At 65.6% G+C, this 25,251-nt stretch carries 28 protein-coding genes and 1 riboswitch; all 28 genes read left to right on the forward strand.

Annotation, left to right across the window (positions count from 1 at the left end; all coding sequences use genetic code 11):
- The first annotated feature begins 35 nt into the window (after positions 1 to 35).
- The 28 genes from HJG53_RS12955 to trbK-alt all read left to right on the forward strand — a co-directional run bounded on the left by HJG53_RS12955 (position 36) and on the right by trbK-alt (position 25,249).
- On the forward strand, positions 36 to 4,358 hold the full coding sequence (locus HJG53_RS12955) for a strawberry notch family protein (protein WP_171131264.1): 4,323 nt from the start codon (positions 36 to 38) through the stop codon (positions 4,356 to 4,358).
- Entirely contained in the window at positions 4,358 to 5,395 is a 1,038-nt protein-coding gene (locus tag HJG53_RS12960; RefSeq protein WP_171131266.1) for a toprim domain-containing protein, read from the forward strand. Before HJG53_RS12955 ends, HJG53_RS12960 begins: the two co-directional genes overlap by 1 nt.
- 296 nt (positions 5,396 to 5,691) lie before the next feature.
- Positions 5,692 to 6,615 (forward strand): DUF2493 domain-containing protein, encoded by a 924-nt coding sequence (locus tag HJG53_RS12965; protein ID WP_171131568.1) that lies wholly within the window; start codon positions 5,692 to 5,694, stop codon positions 6,613 to 6,615.
- A gap of 46 nt (positions 6,616 to 6,661) precedes the next feature.
- A riboswitch (Fluoride riboswitch) is annotated at positions 6,662 to 6,723 on the forward strand.
- A 46-nt stretch (positions 6,724 to 6,769) separates the two neighbouring features.
- On the forward strand, positions 6,770 to 7,171 hold the full coding sequence (gene crcB / locus HJG53_RS12970) for a fluoride efflux transporter CrcB (protein ID WP_254447764.1): 402 nt from the start codon (positions 6,770 to 6,772) through the stop codon (positions 7,169 to 7,171).
- A gap of 222 nt (positions 7,172 to 7,393) precedes the next feature.
- On the forward strand, positions 7,394 to 7,561 hold the full coding sequence (locus tag HJG53_RS12975) for a hypothetical protein (protein WP_168073981.1): 168 nt from the start codon (positions 7,394 to 7,396) through the stop codon (positions 7,559 to 7,561).
- 141 nt (positions 7,562 to 7,702) lie between these two features.
- Positions 7,703 to 8,146, forward strand: coding sequence for a hypothetical protein (locus tag HJG53_RS12980; protein WP_168073983.1), 444 nt, complete (start codon positions 7,703 to 7,705; stop codon positions 8,144 to 8,146).
- A gap of 564 nt (positions 8,147 to 8,710) precedes the next feature.
- Positions 8,711 to 9,037 (forward strand): DUF736 domain-containing protein, encoded by a 327-nt coding sequence (locus HJG53_RS12985; RefSeq protein WP_099957448.1) that lies wholly within the window; start codon positions 8,711 to 8,713, stop codon positions 9,035 to 9,037.
- Positions 9,038 to 9,223: 186 nt separating this feature from the next.
- The gene (locus HJG53_RS12990) at positions 9,224 to 9,466 is read left to right on the forward strand and encodes a helix-turn-helix transcriptional regulator (protein WP_168073986.1); all 243 of its coding nucleotides are present in this window, start codon (positions 9,224 to 9,226) and stop codon (positions 9,464 to 9,466) included.
- Positions 9,467 to 9,586: 120 nt separating this feature from the next.
- Positions 9,587 to 9,853: a DUF2285 domain-containing protein gene (locus HJG53_RS12995; RefSeq protein WP_099957446.1), complete on the forward strand. Its 267-nt coding sequence runs from the start codon at positions 9,587 to 9,589 to the stop codon at positions 9,851 to 9,853.
- Positions 9,854 to 9,954: 101 nt separating this feature from the next.
- A complete protein-coding gene (locus tag HJG53_RS18790) occupies positions 9,955 to 10,311 on the forward strand; it encodes a DUF6499 domain-containing protein (protein ID WP_254447765.1) in 357 nt (118 codons plus the stop codon).
- Positions 10,202 to 10,741, forward strand: coding sequence for a DUF2285 domain-containing protein (locus HJG53_RS19175; RefSeq protein WP_217352832.1), 540 nt, complete (start codon positions 10,202 to 10,204; stop codon positions 10,739 to 10,741). Before HJG53_RS18790 ends, HJG53_RS19175 begins: the two co-directional genes overlap by 110 nt.
- 180 nt (positions 10,742 to 10,921) lie before the next feature.
- Positions 10,922 to 11,200, forward strand: a complete 279-nt coding sequence (locus HJG53_RS13005) for an AlpA family transcriptional regulator (RefSeq protein WP_171131270.1) — start codon at positions 10,922 to 10,924, stop codon at positions 11,198 to 11,200.
- A 9-nt stretch (positions 11,201 to 11,209) separates the two neighbouring features.
- A complete protein-coding gene (locus tag HJG53_RS13010; RefSeq protein WP_171131272.1) occupies positions 11,210 to 12,100 on the forward strand; it encodes a replication initiator protein A in 891 nt (296 codons plus the stop codon).
- Between the two features lie 208 nt (positions 12,101 to 12,308).
- Positions 12,309 to 12,947 (forward strand): ParA family partition ATPase, encoded by a 639-nt coding sequence (gene parA, locus HJG53_RS13015; protein ID WP_171131274.1) that lies wholly within the window; start codon positions 12,309 to 12,311, stop codon positions 12,945 to 12,947.
- On the forward strand, positions 12,944 to 13,198 hold the full coding sequence (locus tag HJG53_RS13020; RefSeq protein WP_171131276.1) for a hypothetical protein: 255 nt from the start codon (positions 12,944 to 12,946) through the stop codon (positions 13,196 to 13,198). The genes parA and HJG53_RS13020 overlap by 4 nt, the downstream gene beginning before the upstream one ends.
- Positions 13,195 to 13,716 (forward strand): DUF2840 domain-containing protein, encoded by a 522-nt coding sequence (locus HJG53_RS13025; RefSeq protein ID WP_171131277.1) that lies wholly within the window; start codon positions 13,195 to 13,197, stop codon positions 13,714 to 13,716. The genes HJG53_RS13020 and HJG53_RS13025 overlap by 4 nt, the downstream gene beginning before the upstream one ends.
- On the forward strand, positions 13,713 to 14,258 hold the full coding sequence (locus HJG53_RS13030; protein ID WP_099957439.1) for a S26 family signal peptidase: 546 nt from the start codon (positions 13,713 to 13,715) through the stop codon (positions 14,256 to 14,258). Before HJG53_RS13025 ends, HJG53_RS13030 begins: the two co-directional genes overlap by 4 nt.
- 46 nt (positions 14,259 to 14,304) lie before the next feature.
- Positions 14,305 to 14,652 carry a DUF736 domain-containing protein gene (locus HJG53_RS13035; protein WP_171131279.1) on the forward strand — a complete coding sequence of 116 codons (348 nt, stop codon included), beginning with the start codon at positions 14,305 to 14,307 and terminating at the stop codon, positions 14,650 to 14,652.
- A 3-nt stretch (positions 14,653 to 14,655) separates the two neighbouring features.
- A complete protein-coding gene (locus HJG53_RS13040; protein ID WP_171131281.1) occupies positions 14,656 to 15,405 on the forward strand; it encodes a lytic transglycosylase domain-containing protein in 750 nt (249 codons plus the stop codon).
- Between the two features lie 244 nt (positions 15,406 to 15,649).
- Positions 15,650 to 17,389 (forward strand): VirD2 family relaxase/mobilization nuclease, encoded by a 1,740-nt coding sequence (locus HJG53_RS13045; protein ID WP_171131283.1) that lies wholly within the window; start codon positions 15,650 to 15,652, stop codon positions 17,387 to 17,389.
- 25 nt (positions 17,390 to 17,414) lie between these two features.
- Positions 17,415 to 19,400: a conjugal transfer protein TraG gene (locus tag HJG53_RS13050; protein ID WP_171131285.1), complete on the forward strand. Its 1,986-nt coding sequence runs from the start codon at positions 17,415 to 17,417 to the stop codon at positions 19,398 to 19,400.
- A 9-nt stretch (positions 19,401 to 19,409) separates the two neighbouring features.
- Positions 19,410 to 19,844, forward strand: a complete 435-nt coding sequence (locus HJG53_RS13055) for a CopG family transcriptional regulator (RefSeq protein ID WP_171131287.1) — start codon at positions 19,410 to 19,412, stop codon at positions 19,842 to 19,844.
- 169 nt (positions 19,845 to 20,013) lie between these two features.
- Positions 20,014 to 20,997 carry a P-type conjugative transfer ATPase TrbB gene (gene trbB / locus HJG53_RS13060; protein ID WP_171131289.1) on the forward strand — a complete coding sequence of 328 codons (984 nt, stop codon included), beginning with the start codon at positions 20,014 to 20,016 and terminating at the stop codon, positions 20,995 to 20,997.
- The gene (locus tag HJG53_RS13065; RefSeq protein WP_168074010.1) at positions 20,994 to 21,326 is read left to right on the forward strand and encodes a TrbC/VirB2 family protein; all 333 of its coding nucleotides are present in this window, start codon (positions 20,994 to 20,996) and stop codon (positions 21,324 to 21,326) included. The genes trbB and HJG53_RS13065 overlap by 4 nt, the downstream gene beginning before the upstream one ends.
- Positions 21,326 to 21,607 carry a VirB3 family type IV secretion system protein gene (locus HJG53_RS13070; protein ID WP_099957431.1) on the forward strand — a complete coding sequence of 94 codons (282 nt, stop codon included), beginning with the start codon at positions 21,326 to 21,328 and terminating at the stop codon, positions 21,605 to 21,607. The genes HJG53_RS13065 and HJG53_RS13070 overlap by 1 nt, the downstream gene beginning before the upstream one ends.
- Positions 21,608 to 21,619: 12 nt before the next feature.
- A complete protein-coding gene (trbE, locus tag HJG53_RS13075) occupies positions 21,620 to 24,076 on the forward strand; it encodes a conjugal transfer protein TrbE (RefSeq protein WP_171131291.1) in 2,457 nt (818 codons plus the stop codon).
- Positions 24,073 to 24,849, forward strand: a complete 777-nt coding sequence (trbJ, locus tag HJG53_RS13080; RefSeq protein ID WP_171131293.1) for a P-type conjugative transfer protein TrbJ — start codon at positions 24,073 to 24,075, stop codon at positions 24,847 to 24,849. Before trbE ends, trbJ begins: the two co-directional genes overlap by 4 nt.
- Positions 24,850 to 24,859: 10 nt before the next feature.
- A complete protein-coding gene (trbK-alt, locus tag HJG53_RS13085) occupies positions 24,860 to 25,249 on the forward strand; it encodes a putative entry exclusion protein TrbK-alt (RefSeq protein ID WP_171131295.1) in 390 nt (129 codons plus the stop codon).
- The last annotated feature ends 2 nt before the right edge of the window (positions 25,250 to 25,251 follow it).

Below are 25,251 nucleotides of genomic sequence, written 5' to 3' on the forward strand. Positions count from 1 at the left end.
GCTCGCCCGTCTTTCGCTCTTTCGAGGTATCTTCCATGCTTCACGCTCCGATCCAGGAACCCGCTTCGGCGGCCTCGCTCCCGCTCGCGTCCCACGCGCCGCCGGCCGCCGCCATTCTCGCCGCCGCCGAATATCTCCTTCCGCATCTCGAACAGGGCCGGCCCATCGACGCCGCCATCCTGCGCTCCGTCATGGAACAGGCCTTTGGTGCGTCCGACACCGGCGGCGCCTGGGATTGGAAGACGGCCTACGAGGCTTGCGAGGCGGCGACCGTTCTGTTCCTGCGCAAATACGGAAAGCCGCTTTTCCGCAAAGCTGCGTCTCCGACTGCACGGCTCGCCGCGCTGGCCAAGATCGCCGGCCTGTTGCCGACCCACACGCGCCGGTCCGAGGAAACCCAGGCCTTTCAGCAATTCTCGACGCCGACGCCCCTCGGTTTGGCGGCGTTGACCGCCGCATCGCTCACACCCGCCGACCGGGTGCTGGAGCCCTCGGCCGGCACGGGCCTGCTCGCGGTCCTCGCTGAGATTGCCGGTGCTAATCTCATCCTCAACGAGCTGGCCGAGACCCGCGCCGATTTGCTCGCATCTCTCTTTCCAGCAACGACCGTCACGCGTTTCGACGCAGCCCAGATCGACGATCATCTCGATCGCAGCGCCATCCCCAGTGTTGTCATCATGAACCCGCCGTTTTCGGTCATGGCGAACGTCTCGGGGCGCGTAGCCGACGCCGCCTACCGCCATATGACGTCGGCGCTGGCGCGGCTCGCGCCGGGCGGCCGGATGGTCGCGATCACCGGCGCCAATTTCTCGCCCGAGCTTCCAGCCTGGCGGGACAGCTTCGTCCGCCTTCAGGAACGCGGTCGCGTCGTGTTCACCGCAGCGATAGCGGGCTCGGTCTATGCCAAGCACGGCACGACCATCGAGACGCGCCTGACCGTCATCGATAAGGCACCCGCCGAAATTCCGGCCCGCTTTCCCGAAACCGCCGGTATCGCGCCTGATGTGGCGACCCTGCTCGCCTGGATCGAGCGGCATGTCCCGCCACGGCTCGCAGTCACACTGCCGAAAGAAGCGCCCGAGTCCGCGCCGCGCACCGTGCGCGGCTATCTCGCCCGGGCCGCGTCGGGCGCGCCCGCCCGACGCACTACGCAGATCGAGGGTGCGCCGCTCGACTATGAGACCGTGGCGTGGACGCCACCCGAGGGTGGCCGCCTGTCGGACTCGATCTACGAATCCTATGCGCTGCAGTCGATCCGCATCCCGGACGCTCAGCCCCATCCCACCAATTTGGTGCAATCGGCCGCAATGGCGTCTGTCGCGCCACCGAAGCCAAGCTATCGCCCGACGCTTCCGACCGCGATCGTCACCGACGGCGTGTTGTCCGACGCCCAGCTCGAGACGGTCATCTATGCCGGCGAAGCCCATGGCGAATTCCTCGCCGGTGCCTGGACCGTGGATGAGACCGGCGATCTTGTTAGCGCCGCGCCGGATAACGCGCCGAATGCCATCCGCTTCCGCCGGGGCTTCATGCTCGGCGACGGGACCGGCGCCGGCAAGGGCCGCCAGTCGGCCGGCATCATCCTCGACAACTGGCTTCAGGGCCGCCGCAAAGCGGTCTGGATTTCGAAGTCCGACAAGTTGCTCGAAGACGCTCAGCGCGACTGGTCAGCCCTCGGCATGGAGCGCCTGCTGGTCACGCCGCTCTCGCGTTTCCCGCAGGGGACCTCCATCCGGCTTGGCGAAGGCGTCCTATTTACCACCTATGCCACGCTACGGTCCGACGACCGCGGCGAAAGGCTTTCGCGCGTCAAGCAGATCGTCGAATGGTTGGGCTCCGACTTCGACGGAGTGATCATTTTCGACGAGAGCCACGCGATGCAGAACGCCGGCGGCGGCAAGGGTGAACGGGGCGACGTCGCCCCATCGCAGCAAGGACGTGCGGGGCTGCGGCTCCAGCACGCGCTTCCGAACGCCCGGATCGTCTACGTCTCGGCGACGGGTGCGACCACCGTCCACAATCTCGCCTATGCCCAGCGGCTCGGCCTGTGGGACGGCGAGGATTTCCCCTTCGCCAATCGCGCCGAATTCATCGAGGCAGTGGACAATGGCGGCGTCGCGGCGATGGAAGTGCTCGCGCGCGATCTGCGGGCGCTTGGCCTCTACACGGCCCGCTCGCTCTCCTATGACGGCGTCGAATACGAGCTGGTCGAACATCAGCTCACGCCCGAGCAGACGCGCATCTACGACGCCTATGCCGGGGCGTTCGCCATCATCCACAACCATCTGGACGCGGCGATGCAAGCCGCCAATATCACCGGCGACGGCGGCACGCTGAATCGGCAGGCGAAGTCGGCCGCGCGCTCGGCCTTCGAGAGCGCCAAGCAGCGCTTCTTCGGCCATCTTCTGACCAGCATGAAGACGCCGACGCTGGTGCGCTCGATCGAGCAGGATTTGGCCGACGGCCACTCCGCCGTCATCCAGATCGTCTCGACCGGCGAAGCGCTGATGGAGCGGCGCCTCGCCGAGATCCCGACCGACGAATGGAACGACGTGCGGGTCGACATCACGCCGCGCGAATACGTCCTCGACTATCTCGCCCACTCCTTCCCGGTGCAGCTCTACGAGCCCTTCTCCGACAGCGAGGGAAATCTGTCGTCGCGTCCGGTCTATCGGGATGGCCAGCCCGTCGAGAGCCGCGAGGCCGTCGCCCGCCGCGACGAGCTGATCGAGCGGCTCGCATCGCTGCCCCCGGTCCCGGGGGCGCTCGACCAGATCGTCCAGCGCTTCGGGACGGACGTCGTCGCCGAAGTGACGGGACGCTCGCGGCGCGTGGTGCGCAAGGGCGAGCGCCTCGCGGTCGAGAACCGGGCCGGATCGGCCAATCTCGCCGAGGCGGCCGCCTTCATGGACGACCAGAAGCGCGTTCTCATCTTCTCGGATGCCGGCGGCACGGGTCGCAGCTATCACGCCGATCTCGCCGCCCGAAACCAGCGCCTGCGCATCCATTATCTCTTGGAACCGGGCTGGAAGGCCGACGCGGCGATCCAGGGTCTTGGCCGCACCAATCGGACCAATCAGGCGCAGCCACCGCTCTTCCGACCGATCGCCAGCGACGTGAAGGCCGAGAAGCGCTTCCTCTCGACGATCGCGCGCCGGCTCGACACGCTGGGCGCCATCACGCGCGGCCAGCGCCAGACCGGGGGACAGGGCCTGTTCCGGCCCGAGGACAATCTCGAAAGCTCCTACGCGCGTAATGCGCTCCGCCAGCTCTATCTGCTGCTGGTTCGGGGAAAGGTCGACGGCTGCTCGCTCCACCGCTTCGAATCCGCCACCGGGCTCAAGCTGACGGACGACAACGGCATCAAGGACGAGCTGCCTCCCATCACCACCTTTCTCAATCGGCTGCTGGCGCTCACCATCGATCTGCAGGGCGTGCTCTTCACCGCGTTCGAGCAGCTCCTGACGGCGAAGATCGAAGGCGCCATCCGCAGCGGCGTCTACGACGTCGGGCTCGAGACGCTGCAGGCCGAGAGCTTCGTCATCACCGGCAGCGAGGTGATCCATACCCATCCGGGCACCGGGGCGGAAACGCGGCTGCTCACCATCACCCGGCGCGAGCGCAATCGGCCGACGAGCCTGGCGGACGCGCTCGATCACCTTTCAGATCCCCGGGCGCGGCTCCTCGTCAACGGCCGTTCGGGACGCGCCGCCGTGCAGATCCCCGCACCGTCAATGATGCTCGACGATGGCGAAATCGAACGACGCGTGTGCCTGCTCCGCCCAATGGAGCAGCATTACGCACCGCTGCGCATGATGGACGAGAGCCATTGGGAGGAAGCCGATCGCGCCGTCTTCGCCGCAGCGTGGTGGGCGGAGGTGAACGACCTGCCGGAATTTGCCGACAGCACGATCCACATCGTCGCCGGCCTGTTGCTGCCGATCTGGAAGCGCCTGCCGAACGAATCGACACGCGTCTACCGGCTCCAGACCGATGCCGGCGAGCGCATCATCGGTCGCCGCGTCTCGCCCGCCTGGGCGGCGAACGCTGTGACGACGGGCGCCGCGTCACTGACTACGGAGCAGGCCTTCGCCGCGCTGATGGACGGCACGACGATTCTCGATCTTGCCGATGGCCTTCAGCTTCGCCGCGCGCGCGTCATGAGCGCCTATCGGCTAGAACTGACCGGTTTCACCGAGGCCATGCGGGATCGCCTGCGCGCCTACGGCCTGTTCAGTGAGATCATCTCGTGGAAGCTCCGCTTCTTCGTGCCTGCGGACGCCACCGGCCCGGGCGTCCTCGCCAAGCTGCTCGACGCCTTCCCCGTGGCGCGCATCTCCGAGCGGGAGGCTGCGTGATGGCACGTCAGGATGCTTCCGATCTTTCGCATCGTCTCGGCCGGCAAGCCGAGGCGGTGTGCCGCCACTATCTCGGCAGTGGCCGGCGCGAGGGCGGCTATTGGCTGGTGGGCGATGTGCGCAACACGCCCGGCCGCTCAATGTATGTCCGGCTCAAGGACTCGCCCAAGGGTCTCGCCGGAAAATGGACTGACGCAGCCACCGGCGAGCATGGCGATCTTCTCGACGTCATCCGCGCAAGCTGCGGCCTGATCGATTTCAAGGACGTTGTCGACGAAGCGCGGACCTTCCTCAGCTTGCCGCCCCCGGAGCCGAAAGAACGTGAACACCAGCGGCATAGTCCGGCGCCGCATGGTTCGCCCGAGGCGGCGCGCCGGCTCGTTCACATGTCACAGCCAATCTACGGCACGCTCGTACAAGCGTATTTACGTGAACGCGCCATTACGGATTTACGCGGAACCGGAAGCCTGCATTTCCACCCGCGTTGCTATTACCGCCCTGACGAGCATGCAGCGACCGAGACCTGGCCGGCGATGATCGCGTCCGTCACCGACCTCGACGACAAGATCACCGGGGCGCATCGCACCTGGCTCGATCCCCGCCGCTGCGACAAGGCGCCGATCGACACGCCGAGGCGGGCGATGGGCGATCTTCTCGGCAACGCTGTGCGCTTCGGCATCGCTGGCGAGGTGATGGCGGCTGGCGAAGGCATCGAGACCGTCCTGTCGCTCCGGCAAGTTATACCCGACATGCCGATGTTGGCAGCGCTCTCGGCGGCACACCTCGCCGCCATCCTGTTCCCCGACACGCTGCGGCGGCTCTACATCGTCCGCGACAACGATCCGGCCGGTGACGGCGCGCGCGACACCCTGATCGAACGAGCGCACGCAGCCGGAATCGAAGCGATCGTCATCTCGCCGGAGCTGGGAGACTTCAACGAGGATCTGCGTACGCTCGGCCTGAACGCACTGCGCATGGAAGCCCGTTTGCAGGTCGCGCCGCAGGACGTCGTCCGCTTCATGGCATTGGCGGCATAGCCGGCAGGAGAACGGGCCTGCGGTTAGCCGTCGTGCTCAGCGGATGCGGCAATCCATCGGAGGGGACCGCGCCTCGGCCTTCGAGAGGGCGATCGGCCCACAAGCCGGCCAACCGGGCAATGGCGGCGGCCGACTATTTTCCGGCGCGGCCTGAAGGCCGCTTTCCATCGCGAGGCAAAATAGCCGGCCTTAGCCATCAAGCCCTGCGCTTGCGCTCCGGGTGCCCGGCCGTCCGGCCCGTGGGCTTCGTCGCCATGAAGGCCGCGACGGTCGCGGTCCAACCGACGGAGCATCCCATGCGTGATCACGACGATTACGAACCCCACCACGAAGCCTCACCCACCGACCATGTCCTCAACGAACTCCAGCTCCACGGCTACCGACCCTTCGCCGACGAGCCCGATCAACGGCTTCTGCCCGACGGCAACCAAGTCGCGGGCGCCGTCGCCGACATCTTCGACGCCCTGATTAGCACCTTGGAGGACACACGCCTCGAACCCGACCTCGACGATCTCCTCTGGTCGACCACCAACGTATTTCACCGCGCCACCGACCGGATCGGTCGGGAACTGGACGACAACGAGCAGGCCCAGAAGCGGGCGCAGCGGGAACAGGACGGCAGCGAAGTGAAGTCGGTCGAACTTGAGCGCCTGATCACCGAAGGCATGACGCTGATCGAGCGCCAGAACGCCTTCGAGCTGATGCGCGACCAGGCTGCCGAACATTACGAACGCCACGTCGGCAAGTCATGGCTCCCGCGCAGCGGATCGAAGGTCAACCATCGCAATCTGACCTCGGCGATGATCGACAGCCGCGACTTCCTGATGGCGAAGAAGCGCGCCGATCAGCAAGTGCTCCTCCCTCCCGGTCCGAAGATCGCCGTCACCGGCGGGCTGGACTTCAACGATCACCAGCTCATCTCGGCCAAGCTCGATCAGGTTCACGCGAAGCATCCCGACATGGTGCTGATCCACGGCAAATCCCCCAAAGGGGCCGAGAAGATCGCCTCCCTCTGGGCAAAGACCCGCAACGTTCCACAGATCGGCTTTGCACCCGACTGGACGAAACATGGCCGGGCCGCACCGTTCAAACGCAACGACGAGATGCTGCAGATCGTGCCGAAAGGCGTGATCCACTTCCCGGGCACCGGCATCAACGACAACCTCGCCGACAAGGCCAAGAAGCTCGGCATCCCGGTCTGGAGGTTCGGCGGCGCGTAAGCGCCGCCCCGACCTCTACCAAGAGCCGATCTCTTTCGATATCATGCACGGTGACGGGGATGGAGTTCCCCGATAACCGCCGTTCCGGCTGATGACTCCTACCAACACAGGCAACCCGCCTGTCGATGGTAGGTGTTCGCCTTCGACTTGTTGGTTGCCGCATGCACAGGGCAACCATGAACTATCTGATTGTTTCATCGGCGCGGGACTCGGCGGCATGGCCCGGCACGCGATCAACGTCACGGCCCTTCGCACGCTCGGCTCAAGCAGTTTTCCGTTCGGAACGCTGACCATCAACGTCCTCGGCTCGTTCCTGATGGGGATCGTCGTCGAGTATTTCGCGCTCCGCAGCGGGCTATCCCAGCATGCGCGCCTGTTTCTCACGACAGGCATCATCGGCGGGTTCACCACCTTCTCGGCGTTCTCGCTTGAGGTAGCACTTCTGATCGAACGCGGACAGCACCTTGCGGCGTGCGCCTATGTCTCAGGATCGGTAGTGCTTTCCATTGGCGCTCTGTTTCTCGCGATAGCAATTCTTCGGAACGCATTCGCGTGAACATCGACCACGACCTCGCTCTGATCGGAGCGGACCACCCCGCTTCTATGCGCTAATCCTTGGCCGGACTGGTCGCTTGGCGCCATCAACCCGTAAAGGGTCGGCTATGCGCGCATGCCGCCGCTCCGGCTGCGCCTGCGCGGTGATTGCAGCGACCAGTCCGACACTTCGGGCGCCTGTCAGCGGGGGAGGGTCCTCCGCTCGAAGACAGGAGCCGATCCGATGTCCCCGAACGAAGCCCAAGCCTTCGCCTTCAGCCTCGCCACCACGCTCATGGCAGCCATCGTCATCTTCCAGGCCGGTGACGGCACTCTTTCGGTTACGCCCGCCAGCGAATACGACGGCAGCGCTTCGGAGATTGTCCATGAAATTGATCCGTTTGCCCCCTGACCCCGCAAAATTGGCTGCCCCAGGCGGAAGTCGCTCGCGATTTCCGCTCCCGGCGTCCTTTATCTTTCGCTATTGTGCGATCGCGCCGTGGTGGTGGTGGCAGGCGAAACCGTTGAACCTATTCGAACGGAGGCCACCGTCATGATCATCCTCGGAATACTCGGATCGCTCGCAGCAATCGGCGTGCTCTGCTGGCTGCTATTCACGCTGGCTATTTTCGCCCTGCCGACCTTCGTAGGTGCAACCGTGGGAATGTGGGCGCACGGCAGCGGCGCAGGCGTTCTCGGCGGGATCGCCGTCGGCCTCGTCGCCGCGGCCGCGACCTTCGCCGCTGGTCAGCTCCTGATCACCTTCGTCAAACCGATGTGGCTGAAGCTTACCGTAGCGATCGTCTTCGTCGCCCCTGCCGCTGTTGCCGGCTTCCACGCCACCCACGGCATCGTGAAACACCTCATGCCATCTGAGGCATGGCAGATCACGTTCTCGGTCATCGGCGCTGTCGCTGTCGGCATCACCGCGCTTGTACGAGTTGCGGGAATGGCGGCGGCCCCGGGTCCTTCCGGCCGAGGCCTTGCACGGGCCTGATCTCCCATATTCCCGTCAAGGGGCCAGAGCTACGGGGGGGCCTCTTCGTCATCTCCTCTTGCGACGATAGGTCGATGAAGCGCGGATCGGCGCTGTCCTGAAGAAACGGCCCTCATTGAAGCGCTGCCTGCGTGCGACCCGTGTCTTAGCGGCCGAGAGAATACCCGGTGAGGCACTCCCCTGCGAACGGCGGCTGAAGGTCAGGATAGAGCAGTGCTGGCCCCTGTCGTGAGATGGACGAAGCCGGTGACATGCCGACGCGCCGGTTTGTCGATGCAGGACGGCCGCCATCTCTTCCGTCATGTGACCGTGTCTCGACCGCTCCAAACGGCCTCTTCAATGGCCTGATCTGGCCGAAGGCCGGCTAAAGCCCCGATCGCCTATGACGCAACAGCCGCGTCAAACTTTCTTCCCCTGCCGGCTGCGCCGCCATTCCTCGCGAGACAAGAAAGCCCTCCTTAGCTGTCAGGCCCCTGCGGGGTGCGCCGTCGATCGCCTCCGGCCAACCGATCGCCATCGAGGCCGCAATGGTGCGGGCTCGGAAACGGAAAACGGAGACTTACAATGGCGACCATCGGCACTTTCAAGAAGACCGGCTCGAACGAGTTCACCGGCGAAATCGTCACCCTCAGCGTCCAGGCCAAGAACGTGCGCATCGTTCCCGACCAGCGCGCAACCGGCGAGAACGCCCCCAGCCACCGGGTCTTGGTCGGCCGCGCCGAAATCGGCGCCGCCTGGTCCAAGCGCTCCAACGAGGGCCGCGACTATCTGGGCCTCAAGCTCGACGATCCGAGCTTCAACGCCCCGATCTACGCCAACCTCTTCGACGACGAGGACAGCGACACCTTCTCGCTGATCTGGTCCCGCCCCAACGGGCGCCGGGGCGACTGACGCCCGGCGCAAGGCCCCGGCCGAAAGGCCGGGGCCTTCGGCGTCCAAAGGCGACCGAATCAGTCACAGTGAAAGTGCCTCGCGGGCAGGCGCGAGAGCACGATTCGGATGGAAGTATCATTAAGAGGCGACTATTATAGCCGTAGTTCTGGCGTGCGCGTAGGTCCAAGTGGGAGGTGATCATGCATGATCACCGCCCGACAATCGCGGGCCGCACGCGCTTTGCTGGGTTGGACACAGGAGACGCTCGCGGACAAGGCCCGTGTATCCCTCACCGCACTCAAGCGATTGGAATCCGAGAGCAATCTCGGGATCTACGAAAGCACGCGCGACGAGGTGAGACGAGCCTTGGAACGAGATGGGATCGTCTTCTTGAGCTCCGACCAAGGCGTAGGGGTCATGCTTGTCGATCATAAGGTTCGTCGCTGATTATCGGCATATCGCCGCCGTGACGCGATTGTCCGGCGACACGGCTTGCATTCGTAACGGCGTCAGATCATCGTTAACAAATCCCTCCACAGTGGATATTTCGGACATCAGGGGGATGCGGTGACGACGCACGACTTCAAGGATGAAGCACCAACGGGATCGGCTCTCACGCCGTACGACCGGGCGCATATGGCCTTGTACCTGCGCCTGATCGATTCATGGCGCGACGGAGCCGACTGGAGAGAAGCCACACGCACGTTGTTCGGCCTCGATCCTGACGCTGATCCGGAGCGTTGCCGTCGCGTTCATGCGACACACCTCGCACGGGCGCGCTGGATGTCCGAGCACGGCTACCGCGAAGTCGCGAGAGAGAGCCTTGCCCGTTAGCGCCCGCGATGCCTCGGGAGCAACACCTGTTGCTTCAACCTGGACTTCCGCGCAACGCAACTCACGGTAATCATTGTCAGTCCGAACTCGATCGGAAGACGATGAGGAGCAAAGCTGTGACGCCGGATCCCTCTCAGTGGCGAGCCTCGGCAAATTATGATCACGTCGATAGACTGAGCGCGTCTGACCTTGCTTGGGAGTGGCTTCGGCGCAATGACGCCTACGACCGTGACTTCACGGCGCTCCTGCATCGCGACATCTCTCCCGAACAAGATCTAGAAGACTTCCGACTCCGTTGGGGGTTGCGATTTCCCTGTCGATCCGCTGGATCCGCCGCCGGCCGCTCCCGTGCTTTGGTCGCCTACGGACGATACCAGCACTGTTATTCTCGACACGGCGCCAGACCTTCTCGCGACGACGACAACAGCGGCGATCTTACCGCCGCCGCTTGCATCTGATTCAATCGGCGCAGATTTCAGACTGCATGACGCTGACGTCCCATCGCTGCAGCTTATCCAGATCGGCGAGTCGGCGACGAGCACCCCGTTGGTCGCGGTCATCCCGCTCGACATCAGCGGCTTCGACCGTCTGGAGTCGGTTGAACGCCTTCTCGCGACGCTTCATCACCGCGCCGTGCCACCAGACACGCGGTTGACAGCCCAGCAACGTGCCAGAGCTCGCAGAATGCTCCAAGCATTCGACGGTTTCCGCTACGGCGCCACGCAGCAGTCAATTGCGCAGGTGATCTTCGATATCGGCGATGTCAGTCGCGACGAATGGCAAGCCTCGTCGCGCCGACATGCAACCATGTCTCTGCTACGCGAAGCTAGACGCATGATCGAGGGTGGTTACCGTAAACTCCTTCGGCATCGCCACCGCCGCGGCTAACCGGCTCAGCCCGCCATGCGATGCGCCGCAGACCGCCGGCCTCGGACGACGATCCGATCACGGTGTGGGAATTAGGCTCCCCCCAAATCTCCACGACAACTGCCCGGCCTTCTTTCGCCACCGTACCCGCAGGCCGCCGCTCATCCGTAGCGGCCGCCGCGAGAGCACGGAGGTTCGATCATGGGCGAGGAAGCCGCCAATCTACCGCCACGATACCTGCGCACCGAGGAAGCAGCGCGCTTCTTGGGCCTATCGGAGCGCACCCTTGAAAAGCATCGTACGTATGGCACTGGTCCAACCTATCGCAAGCTGGGCGGCCGCGTCGTTTATTCCATAAACGACCTTCAAGCCTGGGCAGATCGTGGTCTCGTCACCTCGACCTCCGATCCGAGCGGAAACGTTTCACCCGCCAAGCCCCAGAAGGCCGCGTCGCTCGTCGTAGGCCGCACACTGCGCTGAGACGGTCGCATGTCGCCCAGTCATCAGCATCACAGCGGCGAGCGCGCGCAACTCGATCTGTTCCGGGCGCTGCCCGGCGATCTCGCGCCCCGCGACGCGCAGGATCTCATGGCCTATCCGTTCTTTTCGCTCGCCAAGTCGAAGCGCTTGGCGCCGATCGACTTCAAGGCCGGCGCGGTGAAGATTCGCGTCGAAGCCGTCGCCGAGCATGGCATGGCGACCATATGGGACGCCGACGTCCTGATCTGGGCCGCGTCACAGATCGTCGAGGCGCGCGACGTTGGGCTCCGCCCGTCGCGTCTGATGGCGACCACCCCTTACGAGATTCTCAACTTCATCGGCCGCGGCGTGTCGCTGCGCGACTACGACCGCCTCAAGGCAGCGCTCGACCGGCTCCAGTCGACCACCGTCGCGACCTCGATTCGCCAGCCGACCGAGCGGCGAATGCATCGCTTCTCTTGGATCAACGAATGGAAGGAGCGCGCCGATCATCGCGGCCGCCCGCTCGGTATCGAACTGATCGTGCCCGATTGGTTCTATGGCGCGGTGCTCGACGACGCACTCGTGCTGACGATCGACCGCAATTACTTCGGCCTGACCGGCGGCCTCGAACGCTGGCTGTACCGCCTGGTGCGCAAACATGGTGGCAAGCAGGAGTTCGGCTGGAGCTTCGACTTCCCCCATCTGCACGCCAAGTCGGGCAGCCTCTCGCCGCTCAAGCATTTTGCCTACGACCTGCGGGACATCGTCAAGCGCCAGCCGCTGCCCGGTTACCGGCTGACGATCGAGCAGTGCCTCGGCGGTCCGGAAATCCTCTCCTTCGTGCCGACCGATCCGGATTCCCTTGGCATCCCGCGCCGCCGTCGCCGCGCCAAATCTTACCCTGGGGATAAGCTGTGAATCGCCTCGTGCTATCAGGGACCGGCACTATCGTGCCATCGGGGACCGGACTCTCGTGCTATCGGGGACCGAAATCGTCGATTCCTCGCGCTGAATCAGCAGCTTGCGAGCCCCGTAACTTATCTAACCTAGATTCCTACGGAATCTTTCTAACGCGACCGCGTTTTTCGGCCGCTGTGGACGAGTTCCCGATCGCCGGGAGACCGTCATGATCGTGGCGCTGCTCAACCAGAAGGGCGGCGTCGGCAAGACGACGCTCGCCCTGCATCTGGCCGGTGAATGGGCTCGACGTGGGCAGCGTGTCACACTGGTCGACGCCGATCCACAAGGCTCAGCGCTCGACTGGTCGCAGCAGCGCGCCCGGGAAGGCCTGGAGCGGCTGTTCGGTGTCGTGGGTCTGGCCCGCGATACGCTCCACCGAGAAGCCCCGGAGCTGGCGCGCGATGTCGACCACGTCGTCATCGACGGACCGCCGCGCGTCGCCGGCCTGATGCGCTCGGCGCTGCTTGCTGCCGATCTCGTGCTGATCCCGGTGCAGCCGTCGCCGCTAGATGGCTGGGCGTCGGCCGAAATGCTGGCGCTGCTCGGCGAGGCGCGCGTCTATCGCCCGCAGCTCGCCGCGCGCTTCGTGCTGAACCGCTGCGCCGCTCGCACGATCCTGGCCCGCGAGACCGCCGAGACGCTGGCGGATCAACACCCGCCTTTGCTCTCGACCACGATCGGCCAGCGCATCGTGTTTGCCGACGTCGTGCAAACCGGTCGGCTCGCCGCCGAGCAGGACGAGGATTGCCCTGGCGCGCGCGAGATCACCGCGCTCGCGGCGGAAGTCGCGAGGGTCGGTGCATGAGCGAGCGGTCCTCCAAGCGCAGCTTTGCGGCACGTCCTGCCGATCCCGAAGATTGGATCAAGGCGCCCGGCCGTCATTCCCTTCGGGCTCACCCCAGCGAGGATTTCTCGGCGCGGCTGACGATCGACGTCACCGCGGACATGCGGGGCCGCATCAAAATCGCCGCCTTCCAGCGCGGCCAGACCGTCGCCGACATGCTGCGCGCGCTGTTCGAGCGTGAATTCCCACCCCCGTCAGGAGAAGGACAATGACCGGCCTCGTCGCCGCGCCAATGCGCGTCGGCCGTGCTGCCGCCGAGCCGCCGCCCGAAGCGTTCACCCAAGTCGAACTCGTCTGGGTCGAGAAGCAGACCGAACACTGGATTCGCTTCGGTCGCGAGCAGCGCGAGCAGATCCTCGACCGCCGCCGCCGCATCCTCTTCTTCCCTCCCGGCAACGTCCTCGCGCTGGTGCGCTGGGCGGCGAACGAACACGGCACCGTCGTCTCGCGCCTCGACATCCTGCGCACAGTCGAGTGCGACGCGCCGTGTCAGACGGTCCCGACGGTGACGCCTGGCGCAGAGGTCCTGCTGCACGTCGATGGCTGGCCGAAGGTTGAGCGCATGCTCCAGCTCATCGACGCCATCGAAGCGCGCGGCATCGACCCGATCGAGGTCTCGCCGGACCACTGGCGCCACGTCCACAACCGAATGACCGTCGGCGAAACACCGCGCGCCTATGGTCCGCGCCAGCATCGCGCCTTTCTCCTGCGTCGGAGGATCGGCGCATGACCCGGCTCTCCTACGCCGTCATCACGACGGCGGCCGTCTCGCTTATCGGCGTAGCTTCGATCGCTTCGTTCGCGCCGCGCCTGATCTGGAACGCGTCCGCCAGCACGCCGGTCGGCTTCTACACGATCGGCGATGTGGGCGCGGTCGACGTGACCGATCTTGTGGCCGTAGACGCGCCCGAGCCGCTCGCAACCTTCCTGTCCGATGGCGGCTACCTGCCGCGCGGCGTGCCGCTTTTAAAGCGCGTCGCCGCGGTCCCGGGTCAGCGCGTTTGCCGGACCGGGCTCGCCATCACCGTCGACGGCGTGCCGATGGGCGACGCGCTCGATCGCGATCGTCGCGGTCGCCCGCTCCCGGTGTGGCAGGGCTGCCGCTCGGTCGCGGCCGGCGAACTGTTCCTGATGAACTGGCAAGTCCGCGACAGCCTCGACGGTCGCTATTTCGGCCCGCTTCCGGCCTCCGCCGTGATCGGCCGGGCCACCCCTCTCTACACCGACGAGGACGGCGATGGCCGCTTCGTCTGGCGCGCGCCGACGCGGTGACGGCGCGCCCATGACCCTGTCCACCGCAATCTGAAGGAGACGACCAATGCCCGTGATCGGTCAATTCATACGCGAAAATGACGGCTTCATCGGCCACCTGACGACGCTGTCTCTACACCAAGACGTCATCATCGTCGCGGCCGAACCGTCCGATGCGGAGAACGCGCCAGACTTCCGCGTCCATGTGCTCGACACCAACAGCAACGAGACCGGCGCGGAGATCGGCGCCGGCTGGAAGCGCACCGGCGAGAAAGCTGGCGAGTACGTATCGCTGCAACTCGACGATCCGACCTTTGAACATCCGATCCGCGCCAACCTGTTTCAGTCGGCCGACGACAAATCCGCCTGGGGCCTGCACTGGAACCGCCCGCCAAAGCGCGGCGAGCGGGACTGAGCGATGTCCGCTGCCCGCATTCAACCTGTCGTCGGGGGGAGGATCGCCCTCCGACGTACAACCTTCCTCCTCCTTTCCGGCCTGTTATTAGCGATGCCGGTAACCGGCCCCGCCAGCGCGCAAAAAACGCCGGCAGAGCGGTCGTCGCAAAGCGAGCCGTACGCCACCTACATCACCGAGGCCGCACAGCGGTTCGGCGTTCCCGAAACGTGGATTCGTGCAGTGATGCGCGTCGAAAGCGCGGGCGATCTGCGCGCGATATCGTCGGCCGGCGCGATGGGTTTGATGCAGATAATGCCCGCCACTTGGGCCGAACTCCGCGTCCGGCATCGGCTCGGCGGCAATCCCTACGACCCGCGCGACAACATCCTGGCCGGAGCGGCGTATTTGCGCGAGATGCACGATCGCTACGGTTCGCCCGGCTTCCTGGCGGCCTATAACGCCGGTCCCGGTCGTTACGAGGAGTATCTCGCCGGCCGACTATTACCTGCCGAAACGCGCGCCTATGTCGCCGCGCTCGCCCCCGTTGTCGGCGGCGGCGAACTCGCCGGGCCCGTCAGGGTGGCTGCAGCCGATCCGCTCGCATGGACGCGGGCGCCGCTCTTCGTCGTGCAGTCTGCCAGCAGCGCGACTGCAACGCCAGTGCGTCGCGGAAGCGCGCCCGGCGACGCCGCAACGACCGATCCGGGCGCGATCGCATCCCAATCCGATGGGCTTTTCGTGGCGCGCAATGCCTATGGAGGCCCCCGATGATCGCGTTCGTGCCGCATCGCACCATAGCGTGGTCTCGCGGACGGAAGGCGGTCCGCGCAGGAGGAGCAGTCAGCACAACCGCACGATGGCGAGATAAAAGCGCGCGAGGTGCGGCTTGGTGCGGTCGTGTGTTTTCAGTGACTTATTCCGCGTCCGCGCGAGGTGCGCCTGATCGGCACAGCCTGCGCTTTCCCGATTTCCGCAAGAATTTCGGCGCCTTCGCGCGATGTGCGGGGCCTCGGCCATGAGCGGCGAGGACGATTTCCGCATCCGGCCTGGTCGCATCCGCTCCACCCGGGCTCAGCAGGCGCGGCCCTTCATCGCGCAGGCCTTGGCGGCCGCGCAGCGGGCCGGCGGCAGCGTCTCCCGCTCCGGCAAGATCAGCTCGAGCAACCGCTCGCGGTTCGGGCGCGGTCAGCGCGCGACCGTCCAGGCCAACCGGCTGCTCACCAGCCGATCGCGCAACACGGTGATCAAGACGCGAGTCGTCCGTCATGGCGCTCGGATCGCGCCGCTCAGCGCGCACCTCAGCTATCTCAAGCGCGAGGGCGTGACCCGGGATGGAGAGAAGGCGCGCCTGTTCGGTTCCGAGACCGAGGACGCCGACCCGAAGGCCTTCGCCGAGCGGACCCATGACGATCGTCATCATTTCCGCTTCATCGTCTCGCCCGAGGACGCCACGGAGATGTCCGACCTCAAGGCCTACGCCCGCGACCTGATGGGGCAGATGGAAAAGGATCTCGGCACGAAACTCGACTGGGTGGGCGTCGATCATTGGAACACCGACAATCCCCACGTCCACATCATCCTGCGGGGTCGGACCGACGACGGCCAGGACCTCGTCATCTCCCGCGACTACATCAAGGAAGGCATGCGCGCCCGCGCGCAGGATCTCGTCACCCAGGAGCTGGGGCCGCGCACCGACCACGAGATCCGCCGCAACCTTGAGCGGCAGGTCGGCGCAGAGCGCTGGACCAACCTAGACCGCCAGCTTTCGCGTGATGCCTATCGCACCGGCGTCGTCGACCTCGCCCCGCATCCCGACCGCCAGCCGGACGAATTCCATGCGATGAAGGTTGGCCGCTTGCGGAAGCTGGAGACGCTCGGCCTTGCAGATCAGATCGGCCCCGGCCAATGGGTCGTCTCGGATAATGCCGAGGCGACGCTGCGCGAGCTGGGCGAGCGCGGCGACATTATCAAGCGCATTCATCGCGGCCTGAGCGAGCGCGGTATCGAACGCGGGGCGGCCAGCTATGTGCTCGCCGGCGAGAGCGTTGACGATCCCCTCATCGGTCGGCTGGTCGATCGCGGCCTCGACGACGAGCTGAAGGGGACAGCCTACGCCGTGGTCGACGGCACCGACGGGCGCACCCATCACATCAAGCTTCCCGATCTCGACGCAGCCGGCGACAGCGCCCCAGGTTCGATCGTCGAGCTGCGCAAGTTCGACGACGCGCAGGGCCGTCGCCGCGTCGCGCTCGCCGTCCGCTCCGATCTCGACATCGAGCGGCAGGTTCATGCGACCGGCGCCACCTGGCTAGACCGGCAGGCCATCGCCCGCGAGCCGGTCGCGCTTGGCGGCGGCGGCTTCGGCGCCGAGGTGCGTCAGGCGATGGACCGGCGGGCTGACCATCTCATCAGCGAAGGGCTCGCCGAGCGGCAGAGCCGGGGCGTCAGTTTCTCGTCGGGACTGATCGAAGCGCTGCGCCAACGTGAGGTCGAAGCGCTGGGGCAAAAACTCGCGGCCGAGACCGGCCGGCCATTCTCGAAGGCTGGAGCGGGCGAGTATGTCGCGGGCACCTATCGCCAGCGCTTCGCGCTCGCATCGGGCCGCTTCGCCATGATCGACGACGGCCTCGGCTTCCAGCTCGTCCCCTGGTCGCCATCCCTCGAACGCCACATCGGCCAGCACGTATCCGGCATCTCGCGCGGGGCTGGCGGCGTCGACTGGAGCTTCGGTCGCAATCGCGGCCTCGGCATGTAGCCCAACCAAGAACGGAGTGCCTGCCATGTCGGCGACGAAAATCCTCTGGGGCCAGATCCTCACCGTGTTCCTGATCGTGCTGATGACCACCTGGGCCGCGACACAGTGGACCGCCTATCGTCTGGGCTTTCAGCCTCAACTCGGGGGCCCCTGGTTTGAATTGGCGGGCTGGCCGATCTACTATCCGCCATCCTTCTTCTGGTGGTGGTATTTCTACGACGCCTATGCCCCGCCCATCTTCGTCGAGGGCGCCTACATCGCCGCATCAGGCGGCTTCATCTCCATCGCCGTCGCGATCGGCATGTCGGTGTGGCGCGCGCGCGAAGCGAAGAATGTCGAAACCTATGGCTCTGCCCGTTGGGCCCGCCCTGACGAGGTGAAAGCCGCAGGATTGCTGGGGCCGGATGGCGTCGTCCTCGGCAAGCATGATCGCGACTACCTCCGCCATGACGGTCCGGAGCATGTGCTGTGCTTCGCGCCGACCCGCTCCGGTAAGGGCGTCGGACTCGTCGTGCCGTCGCTGCTGACTTGGCCGGGCTCGGCGATCGTTCACGACATCAAGGGCGAGAACTGGACGCTGACCGCCGGCTATCGCGCCCGCCACGGTCGCGTGCTGCTGTTCGATCCGACCAACGTGAAGTCGGCCGCATATAACCCTCTGCTCGAGGTGCGGCGCGGCGAATGGGAAGTCCGCGACGTGCAGAATATCGCCGACATCCTGGTCGATCCGGAAGGATCGCTTGAGAAGCGCAACCACTGGGAAAAAACCAGCCATGCCTTGCTGGTCGGGGCGATCCTTCACGTTCTCTATGCAGAGGCTGACAAGACCCTGGCCGGCGTCGTCGCATTCTTGTCCGATCCGAAGCGGCCGATCGAGTCGACGCTCGCGGCGATGATGAAAACCGCCCATCTCGGCGAGGCCGGCCCGCATCCCGTCATCGCCAGCGCGGCCCGCGAGCTGCTCAACAAATCCGACAACGAGCGGTCCGGCGTGCTGTCGACCGCGATGTCGTTCTTGGGCCTGTATCGTGATCCCGTCGTCGCCGAGGTCACCCGCCGCTGCGATTGGCGCATCGCCGACATGGTCGGCGGCAAGCATCCGACCACGCTCTACCTCGTCGTGCCGCCTTCCGACATCAACCGGACCAAGCCGCTCATCCGTCTCATCCTGAATCAGGTCGGGCGCCGGTTGACCGAGGACCTGCACGCCAAGGGCCAGCGCCATCGTCTGCTGCTGATGCTCGACGAGTTTCCCGCGCTCGGCCGCCTGGACTTCTTCGAGAGCGCGCTTGCCTTCATGGCAGGCTATGGCCTGAAGGCCTTCCTCATCGCGCAATCGCTGAACCAGATCGAGAAGGCCTACGGCCCGAACAACTCGATCCTCGACAACTGCCATGTGCGGGTGAGCTTCGCCACCAATGACGAGCGAACCGCCAAACGCGTTTCGGATGCGCTCGGCACTGCCACCGAGATGAAGGCGATGAAGAACTATGCCGGCCATCGTCTGTCGCCATGGCTCGGCCACATGATGGTGTCGCGCTCGGAAACCGCACGGCAACTGCTCACGCCGGGCGAGATCATGCAGCTCCCGCCGTCGGACGAGATCGTCATGGTCGCCGGCATTCCACCGATCCGCGCCAAGAAGGCGCGCTACTACGAGGATCGCAGGTTTCAGGAACGTATCCTGACGCCGCCCGCACTCACCAAGCCGACAACCGCGAGGGCCGACGATTGGAGCACGCTGGCTTTGCCCGAACGCCCGGTGCTGAACACGCCCGTCGCTGCGGAGGATGCAGGAGATGATGATCCCACGGATTCGGAGCGGCGGCACCAGCCTGAGCTGAGCCGCACCAAGACGGTCGAGCGTAAGCCGGTCATCGAGAACGAGTTCGAGATCGATCCTCGCGATGAAGTCGAGGAGGACGCCGCTCGCCTCAGCCGCATGACCCAGACCATGCGCCAGGTCGCTCGACAGGCGTCGCTGGATCCGGGCGACGGCATCGAGCTTTAGGAGGCGCCGATGAGCAAGCCTCCGAAGAAGCAGCGTCTTTCCGTCTATCTCGATCCGGACGTCATGAAGGCGCTCGCTGTCCATGCCGCGCGGCGCGACGTGTCCCTTTCGCTGGTCGCCGAGGCCGGCATCGCGTCTTTCCTATCACCCGACGCTGCGGAGCGGCAGGAAGCGGCGACGACAAAGCGGCTCGACCAGCTCGACCGGCGTATGGCGCGCATGGAGCGCGATCTCGGCATATCGGTCGAGACGCTCGCCGTATTCATCCGCTTTTGGCTGACGTCCAATCCGCCCTTGCCCGAGCCGGCCCAGCTTGCGGCGCGCGCCAAGGCGGGGGAGCGCTATGATGACTTCGTGACCGCGCTCGGCCGTCGACTCGCAACAGGACCGAAGCTCAGACAGGAGATTTCGGAAGACATCCCGCCCGCGCGCGACGCGGAATAATCATTGACGCGCGCGCCGCAAGTATTCGAGCGTTCCGCCGTTCTCCTGTCTTTGTACGCCACAGTACGACGACCACATGACGGTTGTTGTCAGGCCATGATTTCTTCCTCTTCTACTCATCCCCGATCCAGGGCCGCACATCGCGGACCCGCAAGAGAACGGGGACGACGTGGCGGCAACTCACCAGAAATCGGAAGCGATTCTTCGCGGTGCGCGAATGCTGCGCACAGCCCTCGGGTCTGCGATCGCCACGTTTCTCGAAGATCCCGCGATCGTCGAGGTGATGCTCAACCCCGATGGGAGGCTCTGGGTCGACCGGCTGTCGGAAGGTCTTTCCGATACGGGTGAACGACTGTCGCCCGCCGATGGCGAGCGCATCATTCGCCTGGTCGCGCATCATGTCGGCGCCGAGGTGCATCCCGGCGCTCCACGCGTTTCGGCCGAGCTGCCCGAAACAGGAGAGCGGTTCGAAGGGCTGTTGCCCCCGGTCGTTTCCGCGCCGGCCTTCGCGATCCGCAAGCCCGCCGTCGCGGTGTTCACCCTGGACGACTATGTGGCGGCCGGGATCATGTCGGCTGGTCAGGCCGAAACCCTCCGTCAAGCCGTTGCCGACAGGCGCAACATTCTCGTCGCCGGCGGCACCTCGACCGGCAAAACCACGCTCACCAACGCTCTGCTCGCCGAGGTCTCGAAGACCTCGGATCGCGTGGTCCTGATCGAAGATACGCGCGAGCTGCAATGCGCTGCGCCCAATCTGGTGGCGATGCGGACGAAGGACGGCGTCGCCTCGCTCTCCGATCTGGTCCGCTCTTCGCTCCGCCTGCGGCCGGATCGCATTCCGATCGGCGAGGTCCGCGGTGCCGAAGCACTCGACCTGTTGAAGGCATGGGGCACCGGGCACCCAGGCGGCGTCGGAACGATCCATGCCGGCACCGCGATCGGAGCGCTGCGGCGTCTCGAACAACTAATCCAGGAAGCCGTCGTCACCGTCCCGCGCGCGCTGATCGCCGAGACGATCGATCTGGTCGCCGTGCTCTCCGGCCGCGGCGCCTCGCGTCGCCTGGCCGAACTCGCCCGCGTCGAAGGTCTCGGCCCTGAGGGCGACTACCGTATCACCCCCGCAAGCCAGCCCTCCGCAGGAGACCCGTCATGATCAAACACGCTTTGCGTATCCGCCGGCACATCGCCTCAGCGGTGTGCATGATTTTTCTTTCGCTCGCTTTGGCACCCGCCGCCCACGCTTCGGGCTCGTCCATGCCCTGGGAGGCGCCGCTTCAAAAAATCCTCGAATCGATCGAGGGGCCGGTCGCGAAAATCATCGCCGTTATGATCATCATCATCACTGGTCTGACGCTCGCGTTCGGCGACACGTCGGGCGGCGCCCGCAAGCTGATCCAGATCGTGTTCGGCCTGTCGATCGCGTTCGCGGCGTCGAGCTTCTTCCTGTCGTTCTTCTCGTTTGGCGGCGGGGCGCTCGTCTGATGGCTGACGGCGCGGATCATGGCGGCGAGCTGCCGGGCTTCTCCGTTCCCGTACACCGGGCGCTGACCGAGCACATCCTGCTCGGCGGCGCGCCGCGTTCGCTCGCCATCCTCAACGGCACGCTGGCGGCCGCGCTCGGCCTCGGCCTTCGCCTATGGCTAGTCGGCCTCGGGCTTTGGGCTGTGGGGCATTTCGCGGCGGTCTGGGCGGCCAAACGCGATCCGCAGTTCGTCGACGTCGTGCGCAAGCATCTACGCGTCCCCGGTCACCTGTCGGTCTGAGGGAACGACGCGATGATGAACCTTGCCGAATATCGCAATCGCAATACGCGGCTTGCCGATTTCCTGCCTTGGGTCGCCCTGGTCGGAGAAGGCGTCGTCCTCAACAAGGATGGTAGCCTGCAGCGTACTGCGCGCTTCCGCGGTCCTGACCTCGACAGCGCCGTGCCGGCCGAGCTGGTCGCAGTCGCGGGCCGGCTCAACAACGCTTTCCGACGTCTCGGCTCCGGCTGGGCCATCTTCGTCGAAGCGCAACGCCACGACGCCGCGACCTATCCCTCCAGCCTGTTCGCCGACAGCGCCTCTGCGCTGGTCGACGCCGAACGCAAGGCCGACTTCGAGGAAGCAGGCGCGCACTTCGAGTCCAGCTATTTCCTCACCTTCCTCTATCTGCCGCCGGCCGAAGACGCGGCGCGTGCCGAAGCATGGCTATACGAGGGTCGCGACCACGGCGGCGTCAACGCGCGCGAAGTGCTGCGCGGTTTCGTCGATCGTACCGATCGTATCTTGAACCTGATCGACGCCTTCATGCCGGAATGCGCGTGGCTCGATGACGCCGAAACACTCACCTATCTGCATTCGACCATCTCGACGAAGCGTCATCGTGTCCGCGTCCCTGAGACGCCGATGTATCTCGACGCTCTTCTGGCCGATCAACCGCTGACCGGCGGACTCGAACCCCGCCTCGGGCAAACGCACCTGCGTATCCTCACCATCGTCGGTTTCCCGACCGCGACGACGCCCGGCATTCTCGACGAGTTGAACCGGTTGGCCTTTCCCTATCGCTGGTCGACGCGGGCCATCCTTCTCGACAAGACCGATGCGACCAAGCTGCTGACCAAGATCCGTCGGCAATGGTTCGCCAAGCGCAAGTCCATCGCCGCCATTCTCAAGGAGGTGATGACCAACGAAGCCTCGGCGCTCGTCGACACCGATGCGGCCAACAAGGCGGCCGACGCCGACATGGCGCTGCAGGAACTCGGCGCCGACTATGCCGGCCAAGCCTATGTCACCGCCACCATCACCGTATGGGACGACGATCCGCGCATCGCCGCCGAGAAGCTGCGGCTGGTCGAGAAGGTCGTTCAGGGGCGCGATTTCACCGCGATGGCGGAGACCATCAATGCCGTAGACGCCTGGCTCGGCTCCTTGCCCGGCCATGTCTACGCCAATGTCCGCCAGCCCCCCATTAGCACACTCAATCTCGCCCACATGATCCCGCTGTCAGCGGTGTGGGCGGGACCGGAACGGGACGAGCACTTCGATGCACCCCCACTGCTTTACGGCAGAACCGAAGGCTCGACCCCGTTCCGGCTTTCCATCCATGTCGGCGATGTCGGCCATACGTTGATCGTCGGTCCGACCGGCGCCGGCAAATCCGTACTGCTCGCGCTCATGGCGCTGCAATTCCGGCGCTATCCGCAGTCCCAGGTTTTCGCCTTCGACTTCGGCGGGTCGATCCGGGCCGCGGCGCTCGCGATGCGCGGCGACTGGCACGATCTCGGCGGCGGCCTCACCGAAGGCGCCGAAGACAGCGTGTCGCTCCAGCCGCTTGCCCGGATCGACGACGTCGCAGAGCGCGCATGGGCCTCGGACTGGCTGATCGCAATCCTGGCGCGCGAAAGCGTGTCCGTCACGCCCGAGGTCAAGGAACACCTGTGGTCGGCGCTGTCCTCGTTGGCGTCGGCGCCGGTCTCCGAGCGCACGTTGACCGGCCTGTCCGTCCTGCTCCAGTCCAACGACCTGAAGCAGGCGTTGCGACCCTACTGCGTCGGCGGACCCTATGGCCGCCTCCTCGACGCAGAGGCCGAGCATCTCGGCGAGGCCAACGTCCAGGCGTTCGAGACTGAAGGACTGATCGGAACCGGCGCCGCCGCCGCCGTGCTCGCCTATCTCTTTCACCGCATCGAGGACCGCCTCGACGGACGGCCGACGCTCCTGATCGTCGATGAAGGCTGGCTCGCGCTCGACGATGAGGCATTCGCCGGCCAGCTCCGCGAATGGCTGAAGACGCTGCGCAAGAAGAACGCCAGCGTCATCTTCGCCACCCAGTCGCTCTCCGACATCGACGGCTCGGCGATTGCACCGGCGATCATCGAGAGCTGCCAGACACGCATCCTTCTGCCGAACGAGCGCGCGATCGAGCCGCAGATCACCGCCATCTATCGCCGCTTCGGTCTCAATGACCGGCAGATCGAGATCCTCGCCCGCGCCATGCCGAAGCGCGAGTATTACTGCCAGTCGCGGCGCGGCAACCGCCTGTTCGAGCTCGGACTATCCGATGTCGCGCTGGCGCTGTGCGCAGCCTCATCCAAGCAGCACCAAGCGCTGATCGCCGAGGTTCACGCGCGAAGCGGCACCGACGGCTTCCTCTCCGAATGGCTGATCTCGAGCCGGCTCGCCTGGGCTGCCGATCTCATTCCCAACCTCACCAACGTCATCCCCCAAGCCCATCAGGAGGTATTCTCATGACACGCTCATTCCGTTCGCGCTCTCGCGCACTGCGTTTCGCCACGATCATCGCTGCGACACCAGTCGCTATCTCGCTCTTTATCAGCACGCCAGCTGCGGCCCAATTCGGCGGCATCGTCTACGATCCGACGAACTACGCGCAGAATGTGCTGACGGCTGCGCGGACGCTCCAGCAGGTCAACCAGCAGATCACGCAGCTTCAGAACGAAGCGACAATGCTGATCAATCAGGCCCGCAACCTTGCGAGCCTGCCATACTCGTCGCTTCAGCAGCTTCAGCAATCGGTACAGCGCACGCAGCAGCTCATGCAACAGGCGCAGGGCATCGCCCTCAACGTCCAGCAAATCGATCGCGCGTTCCAGACCACCTACGGAAATGCATCGATGTCGGCTTCCGATCAGGCGCTTGTCGCGCAGGCGCGTGAACGCTGGCAGAACACCGTCGGCGGTTTGCAGGACGCCATGCGCGTCCAGGCCGGCGTTGTCGGCAACATCGACACCAACCGTAGCGAGATGTCCGCGCTTGTCGGGCAGAGCCAGGGCGCGACCGGTGCGCTGCAGGCGACCCAGGCCGGCAACCAGCTTCTCGCCCTGCAGGCGCAGCAGCTTGCCGACCTCACCGCGGTCGTGGCCGCCAACGGCCGTGCGCAGAGTCTGTCCGAGGCCGAGCGTGCGGCCGCGGCCGAGCAGGGTCGTGAGCAACGCCGTCGCTTCCTGACGCCTGGCAGCGGCTACCAGCCGGGCAACGCCCGCATGTTCCCGAACGGCAACTGAGACCGCGGCCATGGACGGCAAGATGCTCGCAAGGATCGGCGCGGCGGTGTTCGTCGCCGTCGCGATCACCGCGACCGCGATCGAGATGACGCGGAAAGAGGAGGCGCCAGCGTCTTGGTCGTCAGGCCGCGCCGTTCAAGCGCGGGTCGATCCGCTGCGCGACGCCCTGATCCGCTGCCAGGCGCTCGGCGAAGACGGACCGCGCGATCCGGCGTGCCGCCGCGCATGGGCCGAGAACCGAAACCGCTTCCTCGCGCCCGGTGCCCGCCCGGCCGAGCGTTTGCCGGACATGCCGTCCGCGCCGCGAGAGAGCCTCACCCCTCAGCCTGATGAGCGCAACCCTCCGATGCCGCCGCCCGCCGCGCCAACCCTCACCCCACAGCTCGACGAGGCTCGGTAACG

This window comes from Sphingomonas sp. ID1715 (assembly GCF_013044515.1).
Classification (GTDB): domain Bacteria; phylum Pseudomonadota; class Alphaproteobacteria; order Sphingomonadales; family Sphingomonadaceae; genus Sphingomonas_B.

What these genes read in the sequence shown, in the direction of transcription:
- HJG53_RS12985 (WP_099957448.1), top strand. Translation starts at nt 8,711, where the DNA reads ATGGCGACCATCGGCACTTTCAAGAAGACCGGCTCGAACGAGTTCACC.
- HJG53_RS13065 (WP_168074010.1), top strand. Translation starts at nt 20,994, where the DNA reads ATGATCAAACACGCTTTGCGTATCCGCCGGCACATCGCCTCAGCGGTG.
- HJG53_RS13050 (WP_171131285.1), top strand. Translation starts at nt 17,415, where the DNA reads ATGTCGGCGACGAAAATCCTCTGGGGCCAGATCCTCACCGTGTTCCTG.
- trbJ (WP_171131293.1), top strand. Translation starts at nt 24,073, where the DNA reads ATGACACGCTCATTCCGTTCGCGCTCTCGCGCACTGCGTTTCGCCACG.
- parA (WP_171131274.1), top strand. Translation starts at nt 12,309, where the DNA reads ATGATCGTGGCGCTGCTCAACCAGAAGGGCGGCGTCGGCAAGACGACG.
- HJG53_RS13035 (WP_171131279.1), top strand. Translation starts at nt 14,305, where the DNA reads ATGCCCGTGATCGGTCAATTCATACGCGAAAATGACGGCTTCATCGGC.
- HJG53_RS12975 (WP_168073981.1), top strand. Translation starts at nt 7,394, where the DNA reads ATGTCCCCGAACGAAGCCCAAGCCTTCGCCTTCAGCCTCGCCACCACG.
- HJG53_RS12965 (WP_171131568.1), top strand. Translation starts at nt 5,692, where the DNA reads ATGCGTGATCACGACGATTACGAACCCCACCACGAAGCCTCACCCACC.
- HJG53_RS13030 (WP_099957439.1), top strand. Translation starts at nt 13,713, where the DNA reads ATGACCCGGCTCTCCTACGCCGTCATCACGACGGCGGCCGTCTCGCTT.
- HJG53_RS13070 (WP_099957431.1), top strand. Translation starts at nt 21,326, where the DNA reads ATGGCTGACGGCGCGGATCATGGCGGCGAGCTGCCGGGCTTCTCCGTT.
- HJG53_RS13005 (WP_171131270.1), top strand. Translation starts at nt 10,922, where the DNA reads ATGGGCGAGGAAGCCGCCAATCTACCGCCACGATACCTGCGCACCGAG.
- trbE (WP_171131291.1), top strand. Translation starts at nt 21,620, where the DNA reads ATGATGAACCTTGCCGAATATCGCAATCGCAATACGCGGCTTGCCGAT.
- HJG53_RS12990 (WP_168073986.1), top strand. Translation starts at nt 9,224, where the DNA reads ATGATCACCGCCCGACAATCGCGGGCCGCACGCGCTTTGCTGGGTTGG.
- HJG53_RS13055 (WP_171131287.1), top strand. Translation starts at nt 19,410, where the DNA reads ATGAGCAAGCCTCCGAAGAAGCAGCGTCTTTCCGTCTATCTCGATCCG.
- HJG53_RS13025 (WP_171131277.1), top strand. Translation starts at nt 13,195, where the DNA reads ATGACCGGCCTCGTCGCCGCGCCAATGCGCGTCGGCCGTGCTGCCGCC.
- trbK-alt (WP_171131295.1), top strand. Translation starts at nt 24,860, where the DNA reads ATGGACGGCAAGATGCTCGCAAGGATCGGCGCGGCGGTGTTCGTCGCC.
- HJG53_RS12980 (WP_168073983.1), top strand. Translation starts at nt 7,703, where the DNA reads ATGATCATCCTCGGAATACTCGGATCGCTCGCAGCAATCGGCGTGCTC.
- HJG53_RS13010 (WP_171131272.1), top strand. Translation starts at nt 11,210, where the DNA reads ATGTCGCCCAGTCATCAGCATCACAGCGGCGAGCGCGCGCAACTCGAT.
- HJG53_RS13020 (WP_171131276.1), top strand. Translation starts at nt 12,944, where the DNA reads ATGAGCGAGCGGTCCTCCAAGCGCAGCTTTGCGGCACGTCCTGCCGAT.
- HJG53_RS13045 (WP_171131283.1), top strand. Translation starts at nt 15,650, where the DNA reads ATGAGCGGCGAGGACGATTTCCGCATCCGGCCTGGTCGCATCCGCTCC.
- HJG53_RS12960 (WP_171131266.1), top strand. Translation starts at nt 4,358, where the DNA reads ATGGCACGTCAGGATGCTTCCGATCTTTCGCATCGTCTCGGCCGGCAA.
- HJG53_RS12955 (WP_171131264.1), top strand. Translation starts at nt 36, where the DNA reads ATGCTTCACGCTCCGATCCAGGAACCCGCTTCGGCGGCCTCGCTCCCG.
- HJG53_RS13040 (WP_171131281.1), top strand. Translation starts at nt 14,656, where the DNA reads ATGTCCGCTGCCCGCATTCAACCTGTCGTCGGGGGGAGGATCGCCCTC.
- HJG53_RS18790 (WP_254447765.1), top strand. Translation starts at nt 9,955, where the DNA reads ATGAGGAGCAAAGCTGTGACGCCGGATCCCTCTCAGTGGCGAGCCTCG.